13 protein-coding genes are annotated in these 16,198 nt (G+C 46.4%); 8 read left to right on the top strand and 5 right to left on the bottom strand.

Annotated features, from left to right (window positions below; genetic code table 11):
* The first annotated feature begins 3 nt into the window (after positions 1-3).
* From D1151_RS06265 to D1151_RS06240, 6 genes are all read left to right on the top strand, one after another.
* A complete protein-coding gene (locus tag D1151_RS06265; RefSeq protein ID WP_161908338.1) occupies positions 4-870 on the top strand; it encodes a nitroreductase family protein in 867 nt (288 codons plus the stop codon).
* A 71-nt stretch (positions 871-941) separates the two neighbouring features.
* Positions 942-2,306, top strand: a complete 1,365-nt coding sequence (gene allB, locus D1151_RS06260) for an allantoinase AllB (RefSeq protein ID WP_161908337.1) — start codon at positions 942-944, stop codon at positions 2,304-2,306.
* Entirely contained in the window at positions 2,307-2,963 is a 657-nt protein-coding gene (locus D1151_RS06255; RefSeq protein ID WP_161908336.1) for an aspartate/glutamate racemase family protein, read from the top strand. It begins immediately after the preceding gene.
* Positions 2,960-4,177, top strand: coding sequence for a M20 family metallo-hydrolase (locus tag D1151_RS06250; protein ID WP_161908335.1), 1,218 nt, complete (start codon positions 2,960-2,962; stop codon positions 4,175-4,177). The genes D1151_RS06255 and D1151_RS06250 overlap by 4 nt, the downstream gene beginning before the upstream one ends.
* A gap of 1 nt (position 4,178) precedes the next feature.
* Positions 4,179-5,588, top strand: a complete 1,410-nt coding sequence (locus D1151_RS06245; RefSeq protein WP_161908334.1) for a cytosine permease — start codon at positions 4,179-4,181, stop codon at positions 5,586-5,588.
* 62 nt (positions 5,589-5,650) lie between these two features.
* The gene (locus D1151_RS06240; RefSeq protein WP_161908333.1) at positions 5,651-6,868 is read left to right on the top strand and encodes a helix-turn-helix transcriptional regulator; all 1,218 of its coding nucleotides are present in this window, start codon (positions 5,651-5,653) and stop codon (positions 6,866-6,868) included.
* A gap of 102 nt (positions 6,869-6,970) precedes the next feature.
* Here D1151_RS06240 and D1151_RS06235 read toward each other — a convergent pair whose 3' ends face one another.
* Genes D1151_RS06235 through D1151_RS06225 form a run of 3 tightly spaced genes read right to left on the bottom strand, consistent with a single transcriptional unit; the run spans position 6,971 to position 10,687 of the window.
* Positions 6,971-8,470, bottom strand: a complete 1,500-nt coding sequence (locus D1151_RS06235) for a carboxypeptidase M32 (RefSeq protein WP_161908332.1) — start codon at positions 8,468-8,470, stop codon at positions 6,971-6,973.
* Between the two features lie 14 nt (positions 8,471-8,484).
* Positions 8,485-8,946, bottom strand: a complete 462-nt coding sequence (locus D1151_RS06230) for a RidA family protein (protein WP_202620389.1) — start codon at positions 8,944-8,946, stop codon at positions 8,485-8,487.
* Between the two features lie 7 nt (positions 8,947-8,953).
* The gene (locus D1151_RS06225) at positions 8,954-10,687 is read right to left on the bottom strand and encodes an amidohydrolase family protein (protein ID WP_161908331.1); all 1,734 of its coding nucleotides are present in this window, start codon (positions 10,685-10,687) and stop codon (positions 8,954-8,956) included.
* Positions 10,688-11,097: 410 nt separating this feature from the next.
* Here D1151_RS06225 and D1151_RS06220 point away from each other — a divergent pair, with 410 nt between their 5' ends.
* The gene (locus tag D1151_RS06220) at positions 11,098-12,327 is read left to right on the top strand and encodes a M20 family metallopeptidase (RefSeq protein ID WP_161908330.1); all 1,230 of its coding nucleotides are present in this window, start codon (positions 11,098-11,100) and stop codon (positions 12,325-12,327) included.
* Positions 12,328-12,494: 167 nt separating this feature from the next.
* Here D1151_RS06220 and D1151_RS06215 read toward each other — a convergent pair whose 3' ends face one another.
* Positions 12,495-13,868, bottom strand: coding sequence for an aminopeptidase (locus tag D1151_RS06215; protein ID WP_161908329.1), 1,374 nt, complete (start codon positions 13,866-13,868; stop codon positions 12,495-12,497).
* A 58-nt stretch (positions 13,869-13,926) separates the two neighbouring features.
* Positions 13,927-14,526: a GntR family transcriptional regulator gene (locus D1151_RS06210; RefSeq protein WP_161908328.1), complete on the bottom strand. Its 600-nt coding sequence runs from the start codon at positions 14,524-14,526 to the stop codon at positions 13,927-13,929.
* A gap of 250 nt (positions 14,527-14,776) precedes the next feature.
* On the opposite strand from D1151_RS06210, the gene D1151_RS06205 reads away from it, so the two are divergent.
* On the top strand, positions 14,777-16,192 hold the full coding sequence (locus D1151_RS06205) for a S10 family peptidase (protein ID WP_161908327.1): 1,416 nt from the start codon (positions 14,777-14,779) through the stop codon (positions 16,190-16,192).
* Positions 16,193-16,198 lie beyond the last annotated feature (6 nt).

Here is a 16,198-nt window from a genome sequence, read left to right as displayed (position 1 = left end):
TTTATGAAAAATCAAACCTTAGAGATTATCTTTAACCGATCATCCTGCCGGAATTTTTCAGAAAGAAAAGTCAGTCAAAATGATTTGGAGGAAATGATCGCCGCAGGACTCAGCACCCCCTCCTCCGGAAATTTCCAGGCATATTCTATCATTCATGTGACAGATGCCGAAAAAAAAGCCAGGCTGGCACAGCTTTCCTATAATCAAAAATTTATTGAAAAAGCGCCTGTTGTTCTTCTTTTCTGCATTGATTTTCGCCGAATGAAACAGCTGGCAAGCAAGTACCCTTTTCCCCTTCGCAATGCAGACTCCTTTACCGAATTATGGTTCATTCTTATGGAAATCGGCATGGTTATGCAGAATATGTGTATTGCAGCGGAATCAAAAGGAATGAAATCAATCTGCGTAGGAAATCCTATCAGTTACATGGAAGAATTATCAAAACTTTGCCAGCTGCCTTCCTATGTATGCCCTGCACTAATTTTATGTATAGGCTACCCTGCTCAAGAAAAGAAACCTATGAATAAGTATGCCGGAAGTTTGCTGGTTCATGAGAATGTATATCGTGACGTTTTGAATCAAGACCTGGAAGCTTCTTTTCAGGAACATTTCAAAAACTGGAAAAAACCATTGAGCGAAGAAAGTCTGCAGGCATTTTCTGAAAGCTGCAAAGCCTGGAGTGGAGAATCCTTTGAAAACTATGCTGTGAATCAGATTCGAAAACAAGGATATTTCAACTACTACCAATATTTTATCAGCATTTTCTACAGAGAAACTCCTGATATGATGACAAATACAGATTATCACAAATATTTTAAAAATCAGGGCTTCAACTGGCTGGAAACAGATTCCCCAAACCGCAAAATCTGACATATACACATTAAAAAGTTGCATTGTACTAAATTTTCAGACAGATATAATGGAGACAGGAGGTGACAATTATGAATTATGATTTACGAATCAAAAATGGACAAGTTATTACAGAAGATGGTCTTCAGCGAGTAGACTTATCTATCAAAGACGGAAAAATCGCGCAGATTGGCAAAACACTCAAATCTGATACCGCTTCCCGCGAAATTGACGCGCAGGGGCAGTACGTGCTGCCGGGATTTGTCGATCCCCATGTACATCTCAACGATCCCGGTCTGACCAACAGCGAAGATTTCTATACGGGAACCTGCGCTGCTGCGGCAGGAGGAATCACCACAGTTTTAGAGCATCCCCTGACCTTTCCTCTTCCGGATAACTTGAAAGCTTTTGAAGAAAAAAAAGAAATCGGAAAGCAAAAAGCAATTGTAAATTTTGGACTCTTTGGAGCCTGCTCTGCCAGCAACGAGGACGAAATGGAAAAAATGCTTGAAAGCGGTGCTGTTGCTTTTAAAACGTTCCTGACCTATTCCCCGGAAATCCCAAAGCTAGACGACGGACAGCTCTTAGAACGCATGAAATTTCTGGCAGACTACCCTACCGTCCTTGCAATCCACTGCGAAAACAACGATATTGTAGAATACTGTACCGCACGGCTTCAGGCAGAAGGAAAAACAAAGCCGGAAGACTATCCAGACGGCAGACCGGAAATTGCTGAGCTTGAAGCTGTTTCCAGAATGTGCCTGCTGGCAAAGGCGACCGGCTGCAGCGTCAATATCGCTCACTGTACCTTAAAAGAGGCCGTAGACATCGTTTGCGAAACGAAAAAACAAGGCGCTGACCTGTCAGTAGAAACCTGTCCGCACTATTTGGTACTGAACCGCTCCATGCTTCCTGCGCTCGGTGTATTTGGCATCTGCAATCCGCCTCTTCGCCAAGAAGAGCGGGTTGAAGAGCTTTGGAATTGTATCTTTGACGACAAAATTGACTGGATTTGCAGCGACCATGCCACCTACACCATCGAAGAAAAGATGGCAGGTAAAGAGAACGCCTTTCTTGCGCCTGCCGGTGTCACAAGTCTGGAACTGTGCTATCAGCTTTTTTTCAGCGAAGGCGTTATCAAAAGAGGGCTATCTCTGGAAAAATTTGTCGCGCTAACCAGTACTAATGCCGCGAAGCGTTATCATCTATATCCGCGCAAAGGTCGAATCGCCGTAGGCGCAGATGCGGATCTTGCGATTTTGAATCCAAATCTGATGTGGACGGTCAACGATGAAAATTTGAAACAGATGATAAAGTGGAGTCCTTATCACGGTATGCAGGTGAATGGGAAAATTACCCATACTATTGTTGCCGGCACAGAGGTGTATAACGGGACTGACATTCTCGCAGAAAAAGGCAGCGGAACCTTTATCGCGCCAGAGGGAAAGGTGGACTAAATGAGGATTTTACTGGTAAACCCCAATTCTTCTGCTATCGTAACGGAAACCTTAAGAGCTGCCATAACTCCTTTGCAGACGGAAAAACTGCAAATTGATGTTGTTCACTGCTCTAATGTGCCAAAGGCGATTGTAACTTCTCACGATGAGATGAAAGCAGGTCTGTCTGTAACAGATCTGCTCATCAGGGAAGAACCCAACTTCGACGCTGCTATCATCGGCTGTTTTGCCGATCCAGGACTTCGCGCTGCCAGAGAGCTTATTAGAAAGCCTGTAGTCGGTCTTTACGAAAGCAGCGCCATTTTCGCCAGGTTATCTGGCCGCAGATATTCCATTATTGCCTCCGGCAATGAGTCGGATATTTCCCCCTGGATTGGCAGCGTGCGGGATTTAGGCGATACAGAAAATCTGGCTTCCATCCGTTATATCAATTCCACAGTGGAAGATTCCGTAACTGCATCCGATGAGCGAATCTATCGGATCATTGACCAATGCCGAAAGCAAGATGGTGCCGACGCTGTAATTCTAGGCTGTGCCGCTTTTGCAGGAAAAGGAAAACGATTATCGGAAGCTGCAGGAATTCCCGTCATCGACGGCATCTGCGAATCAGTTCAAATGGCAGAAATGATGGTATCTTACAGGAGGAAACAGCAATGAATGAAGAGTTAAAATGGATTGAAAATGCTATAAAAAGTCTTGCGAAGACCGCTGTAAAAGATGGATCTTACTGGAGAGCCTCTTATACGCCCGAAGACTGCAGCGGCGTAGCTCTGTTACAGAAGTGGATGGAAGATGCGGGCTTTCAGACTCGCTTTGACCAAGTAGGCAATCTATATGGACGAATTCAGGGAAAAACCGATACCGTTTTTCTGACAGGTTCCCACAGAGATACGGTTGCTGGCGGCGGTCACTATGATGGGGCTCTGGGTATCATCACTGCTATCGCCGCTGGCGGCGCACTATACCGCGCCTACGGAACACCGGAAATGACACTTGAGGTTGTTGCACTCTGTGAAGAAGAAGGCAGCAGATTTTTAAGCGGCTACGTAGGAAGCCGGGCAATTTCAGGTATGCTAAGTGACTCAGATTTGCAGGAGCAGGACGCCGATGGTATTTCCCTGCGCGATGCGCTGAGCGCTTGCGGTTATTACAACGGCGAACTCCCAATGCCCCGCAAAGATGTAAGCCAGTTTCTGGAACTGCATATTGAACAGGGCGGCGTCTTAGAAAAAACGAAGCAGCAAATCGGCATCGTAACAACAATCGTCGGACTTTTAGTAGGAGATATTATATTTCATGGGTTGCAAAATCACGCGGGTACCACACCAATGAGTCTGCGCTGCGACCCAGTTCCTGCTGCCGCCTCATTCATCGAGATTTTGAACCATTGGGCTCTTTCCAAGGGCAGCGATTTGGTCTGCACCATTGGAAATATCACTGTCGAACCAGGAAAAAGCAATGTAATCGCGGGCAAGGTAACCTTAACCTTTGATATTCGTTCAGGCGATCAGCTTTTGCTGGATGAAGCAAAGGAAATGCTGCAATCGCTCTTAGAAAAGTTTCCTGCGTATAAGCCGGAGCTTGTCTACGCTTGTCAGGAACCACCCGCCCCGATGGATACAGAAGGAATTGACACTCTGGCAACACTCGCCGAAAAACAGAATGCTGCCTGGACAAAAATTGCCAGCGGTGCGGGACATGATTCACAGATTATCGCACCGAAGATAAAAACCAATATGATTTTTGTACCCAGCAAAGACGGAATCAGCCATTCGCCCGATGAATTTACATCCCTTAAGGATATCGCGCCGGGCTATGCACTGATGAAAGCCTATATGAAAGAGGCCGTTTGGCAGAGAAAGGAAAAATAAGATGAAGGCACAAAATAAATATGATATACTGGAAATAAAGGATATCGAGCAGAAAAGCAGCGTATTGACCGGAAAAGATATCCTTCCATGTCCTTATGATAAGAGAACCGTTACACCAAATAAGCTGATTGCGATTTGGTTCGCCATGGCAATCGAAGTAACCATTTTTATGTCAGCGGCACAGCTATACCAAATGATTCCTGCCTGGGAGGTTCTGCTTGCCTGTCTTGTAGGCCATTTACTGCTATTCATTATTTTATTCTTTACGCAGGATATCGGCATAAAATACGGGATTCCATTTGCTGTTTCGTTAAGACCGTCCTTTGGATATGCTGGCGCCATTATCATTCCTTATTTCAGAGCTGTTCCCGCCATGTTCTGGTTCGGTTTTCAGACATGGGTAGCCGCGTCTGCCATGAACGAAATCATTCATGTAGGATTCGCATATGATAACCTGACCCTGTGGATTATCATCGTAGGTCTAATACAGATTCTGCATACAACATTAGGCATCAAAGCAGTAACCAGATTGAGTCAAGTGGCCGTTCCAATGCTGATTGCCGTAGGCATTTACATTGCCTATGTCGCGTTTACCGATTTTGGTCTTTCTTTTGCAAAGATCTGGACCATGTCCGGTTCGACCGAAAAAGAATGCTCTTTCATGTTTGCGGCGCTGAGCTTTACAGGCGGCTGGACAACCATGAGTATTTCGATTATGGATATTACCCGTGACTGCACCATTTCGCCAGAGGAAGTATCTACACTCGGAAAAGTCACGCGAAAGTATCTGCCGTCACAGTTAATCGGCATCATTCCAGCAGTATTATTCTACACCTTCATTGGGATTGTCGGTGTTGTCACAACAGGCTACAGCGATCCGGCTAAAATCCTAGTGGCAATCAACGCTGGAAGAAGTGATCTGGCGCTGATCATCTGTCTGCTATTTATCCTTGTCTCGACTTGGTGTACCAATGATACTGCCAATCTGTTTCCAGCGGCGTACACCATTACCAACACCGCTCCCAAAAAGATTTCTTTCGCAATGGGTGTAGTGATTGCAGGTCTCATCGGTCTAGCAATGCGTCCGTGGTCTGCTGCGGAATCTATGACCAACGTTCTGGTCATCATAGGAAACCTTCTCGCGCCTGTTGCAGGCATCATGATCAGCGACTATTATTTTCTCAGAAAGAGAAAAATCAACGTGGAAGATTTATATGACTTGAACGGTCAATACAAATATTTCAAAAATATAAATCCGGCGGCAATCATCTCGCTTGTTGCAACAACAGTCATCTGTTGGAATTTGGGTGACGCGCAATTCTTTGCCAATCTGTTTCTCTCAGGAATTTTATATATTATTCTGATGAAGACATGGATTATCAAAAAATATCCACAAGCAGAAATAAACTAGAATCTTATGTGCAAAAACACGCTGCTGCAGTGTAATTAGGGAAATTAACAAGGAGGATTCATATGTTAAACTATCCAGGCATATGCAAACTGGGAATCGCCTCCATCAGTCAGATTCCTTTTCATATCTGTAAAAAACTGACCTTAATCTATATTGTGTCAGGGCGATTACAATTTTCAACTGTAGCAGGCAAGCAGACCTTGTATGAAGGACAGCTTGAAATTCTCAACGTGAAAGAACCGGTTATGATGGAGGCAGAAAACGATTCCTGCAGAGTTCTATATTTTTGCTTTGATGATAAGCTTCTGCAGTGCACCAATATGAATTTTGAATGGGTTACCTACAACTGCAACATCTGCAATTTCTTTGGCGCCGCTGCGAAAAAAGAATATATAGACTCACTCGCCGCACTGCTGCTTTGTTTTGCCTTGGATGCGCGCAAAGGCATTTCATCTGCTGATGCCCATGAAAAAGCGATGAATCTGCTGCATTATATTATGGAACATTTCGACGATGTAGGACATATCTTTTCTGAAAACGAGCAGGAAAATATCAGCAAAGAACGGTTTCAGCGCATCAGTTCCTATATGATTGCCAACGTAACAAACAAAATTTCACTTAAAGATATTGCGCAAAGCGAATATCTGAGTATCCCTTATTTGTCCAGGGAGTTTACTGCAAAACTGGAGAAAAACTTTCACACAATCGTTAACTATTACAGAACGATTAATGCGGTCATTCAGCTTCTAGATACAGATTATACGCTGACCTATATCGCCGAAACCAGTGGTTTTTCCTCTATAAGATACTATAATCAGGTATTTTCCAGTTTTCTCGGCTGTCCGCCGTCAAAGTTTCGATCGGTGTATAAAGGCAAACCACAGGAGGTAACGGAGGAAAACTGGGATATCGAAGAGCTGCAGAAAATTGTATCTTCTCTTGGAAAACAAACTGCGCAAACGAATATTAAAATCTCGCTTGCCCAGGATGGACAGCAAATCAAACGATTTACGTATCACGGCAACCACGAAGATGCTAAAACCTATACCTTCACCCTCGAAGGTGCATCTGGTTTGGAAAAAGGTGTCATTTTATACATTGATGACAGTCTGAACCAACATGTAGAAAGTATGGCTGCGGCAGCGCTTTTAAAACAGTCCCCTTATCTGCAGAAGCTGATTGGCACCAGACGCGAAGTTTGTCACCTAACCGCCGCAGAATCAGAAGTAAAAGCCGTTGTCTGTGGAAAATGGACCATCGAGCTGTATGTTATCCTGTAAAAACATCAAAAAAGCCTATCACGCGCTCAAGCAGATAGGCTTTTTCTGCATCTCCAGGATTTGCAGCGCTTTTAAGAAACACAGAGCACACGATTACAGCAATCAAATCCCGTACAGTGTCTCGTATTTTTCTTTCAGATAGGAGGCATAGCAGCACGGCTCAAACGGCGTCCCGCACGCCGTTTCAAGAAGTTCCTGTGCAGAATAAAGCATGCCGTATCGGTAGATTTTTTCGGTGAGCCACTGCCGTACCTTGCTGAGGTCACCTGCTTGACAGCACGCCTTGATATCTACCTCTCTTTGCAGCGCCCTATAAATCTGGGCAGCATATGCAGTGCCAATCGCATAGCTTGGAAAATATCCAAAAGCGCCGCTGGCCCAGTGCATATCCTGCAGCACGCCATGGGCATCATCAGGTACTTCTACTCCCAAATATTCCATATACAGGCGATTCCACTCGACCGGAATCTCACTGACAGAAATTTCATCCGCAAAAATGCGTTTTTCAATTTCATAGCGCACCATGATGTGCAGCGGATAGGTCAATTCATCTGCGTCCATACGGATACAACCTGCGTTTGCTACGTTCATTGCGCGGTAAAAATCCGCCTCGTCCACCGCTTCAAAGGACTCCGGAAAAACTTGCCGCAAAAGATGCAGCAGCGCCTCGCAAAACGGCTGACTGCGTCCAATGCAGTTTTCCCAAAGACGCGCCGAAGCTTCGTGCATCGCAGTTGAAGCGCCGCCGCCCAGTACCGAGCGAATCAGCGCATCATCGATAGAAAGCTCATACAGTCCGTGTCCGCCTTCGTGAACGATGCTGTAGAGATTGCTCATCACATCCTCCGCTAGATACTTGGTGGTAATGCGCACGTCATTTTTGGAAAAGCGAATCGTAAATGGATGCTCCGTCTCCCCAAGGGTGCAGCGAGTCTTGTCAATCCCCATCAGATCCATGGCTTTTTCAGATAGCTCCCTTTGCTTTTCTATGGAAAACGGTCCTTTTAGAAAGGATAGGTCCGGCCGCTCCTTCTGTCCGATTTTCTTAAACAAAGGCACCAGTTCTTCGCGCAGCGCATCAAAAAACGGCTCTAGCTGCGCCTTTGTCATACCGCGCTCATGCTCATCTAGAAGAACCTCATACACATCTTTGCCCGGCGCCACACAGGCTGCATAGCGTTTTTTCATGGCAATGACCTGTTCCAAATGGGGCGCAAAGATTGAAAAATCATTTGCTGTCTTTGCCTGTTCCCAAGCATGCGTCGCCAGATTTTCTGCTTCTTCCATGGCAACAAGTTCTTTTTCCGAAATCTTTTCCATCTTTTCCTGCTCCAAATGCAGTTCCTCCACCTCGCGGCGCGTTTGTAAATCCAGTTCTTCTCTAGCTTCGTACAAATCGTTTAACAGCGATTTCGTAGAAGATGCAGTCTGCAGACTATGCAGCTGCCCGCCGATTACGCCCATGGTTTCCCCCATGAGTTCTACCGCACCGGGCGGCATCGCCACAGAAGCGTCATAAGCCAAAAGATTTGACATATGATAGAATGCTCTACGCTTTTTCTGGTATTCTTTTAACGCCGCTATCTGTTCCTTCCGCTTCATAAGCGTACTCCTTTTCACTCTTTACATCTTACAATAACTTCGATTTCTACCGGTAAAGACATCGGCAGCGCATTGATACCGATTGCCGCGCGGGCATGCTTTCCGCGTTCGCCAAATACATCCACAAACAGGTCGGACGCACCGTCCAAAACCGACGGCTGTCCCGTAAAGTCTTCGGTACAGTTGATGTAGCCTGTCATCTTCAGAATCTGATCGACCTGATCCAAGTCCCCCAGTTCCTGCTTCAGCATCGTTAAAACATTCATCGCGGAAAGGCGTGCCGCCTGATATCCGTCCTCTATACTGATATCTCTTCCCAGCTTTCCCTTGTAAATCGCTTCTCTACCCACACTTGGACCCGTGCCGGAAAGATACAGGATATTTCCATTTCGGGTCACAGGCACATAATTTGCAATTGCGGTATATGACTCCGGCAATTGAATGCCGAGTGCTTCCATTCTTTTTTCAATCTGCATGATTTTATTACTTCTTTTCCTTTCTCAAAACTTGACCAAAGGCCACGCCAAGATGCTTCTTTTTCTCAATGGTCACGGCGCCATTTACAACAACATAGTCCAGTCCATCCGGATATTTACGTTCATTTTCGTCCAGCTCATAGCTTTGGAGTCTCATGCGATCCATGACTAAAATATCGGCAAAATTTCCTTCCTTCAGTTCTCCACGTTTTGGAATCTGAAATCTTTCTGCGACAAATCCGGTCATCTGCCTGATGGTGTCCTCAAATCGAGGTCTTTTGCTGTGCACAACGCAGCTTATCATCCCGTTATAATAAAACGGTGCCGGATATTCTGGAAGTTCCGGCGACAAGCTGTAGCTGGTATCCTTGTCCGTACTGCTACCGTCAATACAAGGCATGGCAAATCTGTGATTAATCAAGATATCATAGGCTTTTCTGCAAGGCTGAAAACTCATTCCACACCGGATATTTGGATCCTTTGTCAGAAGCTTCATGGCATATTCCAGCGGATTTTCGCGTGCCTCCTTTGCCAGCACGCTGATCAGTTTTCCTTCCAGCTTCTTGTTTTTCGCTTTTGCAATATAAAACCTGCCAAAGATACCGTCAGACTGTCTGGTATCGATAGACGGCAGCATGCCCGATTCAACCACGGCACGCACCATGTCCCGAAAATCAGGTACAGCAAGGCATTCTGCCAATCTTTTCCGTGTTCCCAGCATCCGCACAAAAGGCGCAAACACCGAGGCAAGATATGGACAAAGCACGAAACTGGCATCCGCAATTGGAATTACATCGTAGGAAAAGTCCAGTCCCTGGGCTTCGTTTTCCTCAAAGTATTTGATGATATTCTGTGCTTCCTCTACCGCGCCTTTTCGATCCTCGGCCATCAGCTGCACATGGGAAATATTCGCTCTTACTGCAGCAGCGTTTGCCTGCCTAAAAAACTCTCTGTAGCCTGTCATATTATCAAAGGTGCCATCCAAAAAGTTGGCTGTATGCGAAGAGAAAATTCCATCGTATTCTTTGACAATTTTCAAAAGCCGGATGATTTCCGCATCGTCTCCATAAACAGAAGGCTCATAGGCAGGGTCTCTGCCTGTGGAAAAGCCGAACGCGCCTTGTTCCATCGCATCTCTAAGCAGCCGCTCCATCTCCTGCAATTCTTTTTCTGTGGCCTCGCGCCTGCAGTCTGCCCCCATTACCGTGTTTCTGATTGCGCTGTGTCCCACAAGAGGCGCGATGTTGCAGTCGATTGGAAGAGACTCGCATTTTCTGTTGAATTCCTCAAAGGTATGCCAGTCCAGGTCAACATCAAAATATTTCTTTAATAAGGGCTTTATCTTTTTCTGATTTGTAAAGATTGGCGGCATACTTCCAAAGAATTCAGGCTCCAGCTCTTCAGTCGCCCTTCTATCCGCATCCACCGCGCACCGATAAATTTCATTTCCCATTGGCGCCATTCCATGACCGCAGTTTCCGGAAACCACAGTCGTTACCCCCTGCATCAGATAAGTTTCCATGGAGGGATGAAACAGCAACGTCATATCCACATGAGAATGCGGCTCAATAAAGCCAGGCGTTACAGTTTTTCCTGCCGCATCGATGACAGCATGCGCCTGCACATCCTGCAAATCTCCAATTTTTTCGATTTTCTGATCTCTGATGCCGATATCGCCCCGATAAGCACTGCGCCCAGTACCGTCAACAATCGTTCCATTTTTGATAACTAAATCATACATAGATGATACGACCTTCCCTTTTCAAATTTCTTGCGTCTGCATCTGCGTTTTATGATTTAGCATTCGCATTTTGCTCTTTGCTTTTCGCCGGTGATGCAGCGCCGGATCCATTAATATATTAAAATTATATTTCTATTATATCAGCGTTTCCGCAAAAAGTAAACCGTTTGCTGCCGCATTTCTTACGGCAGACGCATAAAAACAAACGTCTATTGCAAAAAGACCGCAGTCAGAAGAATCTGCACCGATGTACAGTATGGATTGCCACAAAATTATAAATGAATCTATTTTGTGCCTTTACGGTGAAAATTTTGTCCAACCTATATTGACAGAAGAATGCTTGAATGATATTATTAATATATTAAAGATATATTTAGCCGTGAATTTTATTGCACATAAGGAGGTTCACCATGAGCGAAAAAATAAAGGTCAGCGACGCTGTCCAGAAAACATACGAAACCGTCAAATCCAATCCAAAGGTAAAACAGGCTTTTGACTTTTTAGTACCGGATCAGGAAAAGCGGTTGGAAGAGCAGATTGCGATTGCCAAGATTCCTGCTTTTTCTTATCACGAGGAAGAGCGCGCTAACGCGATGAAGGACTATTTCCGCCAGTACGGACTGACCGATATCACAACAGACCGCTTCGGCAACGTCTACGGCGTGCGCAGAGGAACCAGCAACGGACCCAAGGTTCTAATCGACGCCCATACCGATACGGTTTTTCCTCTCTATACCAAGCTAGAGCCAAAATTTGAAGGCAACAAAGTATACATGCCTGGTATCACGGACGACGCCAGCGGTCTTGCCGCCATGCTCAGCGTATTGCGGGCTTTGAATCACGAAGGCATCGAAACCACCGGTGACCTATACTTTGCCGGCATCGTAGAAGAAGAACCCGGCATCTTCGGCATGCACAAATTCATCGCCGAAAACACCTTTGACGCGGTAATTTCTCTTGACTGCGCAGGCTCCCACTGGTTTGCCTACGGCGCCAGCAGCGAATGTGATTTTGAAATCCGCTTCAGAAGCATGGAAGAACGTTTCAGCTTGAGAAAATACTCTCCTTGTCTGACCGCAGCGGCAAGAGCAGCCGTTAAATTCTCCGAGTACAAGCAGGAGGAAAGAACCTTCCTACTGGTAGACAACATCACCTCCGACCCGCATAAAGGCCAGGGCTGCACCACCAGCCTGACAAAATTGAACATCCAGGTTCGCGCCTGCACCCACGAAGGGATGGCGACGGCAACGGCAGCAATCAGACAAATCGCTGAAGAAGCCTGCGCCGAAGAAAACGCGCGTTTTGAAGAACCTCCTGTAACCTTTGAAATCATCAAAAATGAAGCACTTTCCCCTGCGCCACAGAACCCGGATAATCCAATCTGCGGCGCTGCCTACAAGGTCATCTCCGAAATCAGCGGACAGACGCCTCTAGTCACGGAAACCGGAAACTCCAACTCCGGCGCCGCGATTCGCGCCGGCATTCAGGCAGTCACACTGGGCACCGGCGGCATGCACGGCGGTATCCACTCTCTGGACGAATTTTTCGATACCACCGACATGCACAAGGGACCGCAGTCCATCATGCTGATTGCGCTCATGATGACAGGCATCAAAGATGTTTGCGAACCGCTTGCATAACTCTCATAGCAGCAAGCAGCATTTTTCTCTCTGAGGGCATTAAGCCCTCTTTTTTTCTCGTATCATAAAATAAATCAGGGCTGCAGACAATTAACGGTTATTTCCGCTAATGTCTGCAGCCCTTTCTGTAAACCAAACAATCAAAGGATGGTATTGATGAAGCTTTTTTATTTAATTCCTTTCAGAAATGCTCTGTAACCGCGATAGGTTTCGTACACATCCACCTTGGATACAATTTCGTAAGGCGCATGCATGGACAGCACGGCGATTCCTGCGTCGATTACGTTCATGCAGTACTTGGCGCACATTTCGGCAATGGTACCGCCGCCGCCCTGATCCACCTTGCCGATTTCAGCAAACTGGAAGGATACCTTGTTTTCATTCATTACAGCCCGCAGCTTGGCAATAAACTCCGGGTTCGCATCCGACGAAAATCCCTTGCCGCCGGATCCTGTATATTTGTTGAAGCACATTCCCTTTCCGAGGAAGGCCGCATTCTTTTTCTCATATACACCTGCGTGGAGCGGATCGAAGCCCGCCGACACATCGCTGGAAAGCATGAAACTGTTCCCCAGTGTGCGTTTTAGCATCAGGTCACTATGCGCGCCAGTTCTCGCCAGCACCTCCGCCACAGTATTTTCAAAGAAACGGCTGTCCATGCCGGTCGCGCCGACGCTGCCGATTTCTTCCTTATCCGTAAGGATGCAGCAAATCGTCCTCTTTGGAACGCCTTCAAAATCCATCACCGCCCGCATAGACGGATATGCGCAAACACGGTCGTCGTGGCCATATCCGAGAATCATGCTGCGATCAAACCCCATATCGCGTGCCTTTCCTGCCGGCACGATTTCAAGTTCAGCAGAGAGGAAATCCTCTTCCTCGATCCCATAGGCTTCTTTTAACAACGCCAAAATATTCGCCTTGACCGCATCCTTTTCTTCCCCTTTCAACGGCTGGCTTCCGACGATTAAATCCAGATTCTCGCCTTCGACAATCTTGGTAGCAGTTAGGCTCATCTGGTCCTTTGCAAGATGCGGAAGCAAATCGGAAATGGAAAATACCGGATCCTTTTCATCCTCGCCGATGTGCAGTTCTATGGTTTCCCCATTCATTTTGACGATTACGCCGTGGAGCGCAAGGGGAATGGTTACCCACTGATATTTCTTGATTCCGCCGTAATAGTGGGTGTCCAGATACGCAATGTCACTGTCCTCATACAGCGGATTAGACTTCACGTCAATGCGCGGGGAATCGATGTGGGCTCCCAGAATGTTCATGCCGTATTCCAAAGGCTCGCTGCCAATTACAAACATCATAAAAGATTTTCCCATGTGATTGACATACACCTTGTCTCCGGCTTTGAGCGCATCACACTGAAAAAGATTGCGAAATCCTACCGCTTCACATGCCAAAACCGCCTGTGATACGCATTCTCTCTCCGTCTTTCCAGCAGACAAAAATTCCATATAGTCCTGCGCAAAGGTCTCAACGCCCTTGCGGTCTTCTTCACTAAAATTTTCCCAAATGTTTTTCCGTTCCATTTCTGACTCCTTATACTATCAGCTGTATTGCTTTGCTGCCTCAGTACGCACCCGCTCTTTAGATTGTGGTTTCATTCTTGGCGATATAGACAAGATCCTGTTTGATGCAGCGCTGCGCTTCCTTCAAATCTCTTGCCAGCAGTGCTTCGATAATCTTCTCGTGCCAGGACTCACCGCTGCGCTTTATCTTAACGTCCACGTATTGTCCGGGACGTGCCATCACCTCTGTCATGCGGATAATTTCATTATATAAAATCTGATTCTTGGTCAGCTCGCCCAGCTTGCTGTGGAAATTCAGGTTAACGATGTTGTGGGAAACATCCGCAGGCGCCTGCAGCGTATCGTAAAGCTGCCGAATCTCCTCATCACTGCAAAGCTCGATGATAATCTTTGCTGCTCCTGCTTCCAGAATGTATCGAATTTCACTGATATCCTTATATTCCATCGGTGTCATATCCTTCAGCACATAGCCAAAGCTTGGATACCGTGCGATAAAGCCTTCTGAACATAAAATATTCAGCGCTTCGCGCACCGGCGTCTTACTGACCTGAAATTGTTCCGCAAGATCCATCTCCGAAAAGACCTCTCTCGTAAAGGTCTGATTCAGAATCTGGTTTTTCAGTTCCTTATAGATTCTTTCGACCATTGATTTTTTCATTTTACAACCTCCAAAAGGGCAATAGTTCCGTAGAAATATCACCTCTTGTCTTCCTTTATATTCGCTGTATCCAGTATATCACGTCTTCTTTCTTTTGTCTTATCAACATGAAAACTTTGCCAAATGTTTCTATAAAAAATTCGCCTCATTGCGTTGACATTTTTAAACACTAGAGATATACTATTAATATATTAATACTTTTTTTGTGTTTTGTCAACCGATTTTTATACAATTATCAGGAGGTAACGCAATGAGAATTTCAGAAAAAGAACCCGGGAAACGCTTTGTTTTTGAGGGAAAAACCACAATCAAAGGAGAAAGCATCCCTTACCAAACAATTTCCGAGGAAACGATGATTGATGGCAAGGACGGCAATCTTGCCGCCTGCATTTTTTCTTATACTTATCTTCGAACTGACGCAAAGAATACGAAAAATCGCCCGGTTCTGTTTGTCTATAACGGAGGACCAGGTTCCTCCTCTCACCTGCTGCACGTAGGCTTTTTCGGCACAGACAGAGCCAAAATCAGCAAGACCGGCGATTCCCCCGTTGTGCCGCCATATGCGGTCGAGGAAAATCCCCACTGCATCTTGGATCTCTGCGACCTTGTCCTCATCGACCCCGTAGAGACCGGGTTCGGCAAGCTCTTCACCCCGGAGGCTGCGGGTGAATTTTTCGGCGTAGAAGAAGACGCCATGTCGCTGGCCTTGTTCATCGAACACTGGCTCAGCAAATATCAGCGCTGGGACTCTCCTCACTTTTTGTGTGGTGAAAGCTACGGCACCCTCCGTTCCGCGGTTCTTGCCGATCTACTCATGGGCGGTGTAGCTGTAAAGCGGTTCACCGGCATTTCTTTAAACGGAATTATCATGATGGGCTCTACGTTCCATGTGGAGGAATCCCACGGTCCGCTCTATGTCGAGCCGACTGTACTGAAACTCCCGTCCTATGCCGCCGCCAATCACTATCACAACAAAATCACCGAAACGTCTTTGGAGGACTTTGTCGAGGAAGCGTACCAGTTTTCTGTCGGGGAATACGCCCACGCGCTTTTGCTGGGAGATTATATGACACCTGCGGAAAAAAGCGCCGCCACTTCAAAGCTCAGCTATTTTACCGGGCTCTCTGAAGATTGCCTCCGACAAAACGGTCTGAAACCCGATACGAGAGCATTCCTCTCAACTGTTATACGCGACCGCGGGCTGGAAGCTGGAGGATATGACAGCCGCGTGACCCTGCCTTTGTCCGATCAAATCGGTCCAAGAGACTCTTTTGACGATCCGTCTATGGCAAAATCCACTCCGTCCTATACCGCTCTTTTCCATTCCCATTTCAAGAAAAAACTGCAAATTGGTCTGGATCGAGCTTACATCACCACCAATATCGCTTCTAATTTCAGCTGGAATTACAAATGCGGCCGTACGCCGGCGCAGAGTCTCGCAGCTGCTATGCGCAGAAATCCGAACCTGCACGTGATGTTCGCAACCGGCTACTTTGACTTATGTACCTGCGCGGGATACGCCCGCTATATCATTTCTCAGCTGGGTCTTGATCAGGCGCGAATCTACCGGAGAGAGTACGAGGGCGGTCACATGATTTACACAAACGAAAAGGCCGCAGCAAATCTGGAACGAGATATCCGCACCTTCATCGCGCAGAGCATTTGATTCTTC

The organism is Emergencia sp. 1XD21-10 (genome assembly GCF_009936045.1).
GTDB lineage: Bacteria > Bacillota > Clostridia > Peptostreptococcales > Anaerovoracaceae > Senimuribacter > Senimuribacter intestinalis.
Note: the sequence above shows the minus strand (reverse complement) of the source record. Positions and strands in the feature narration are given on the sequence as shown.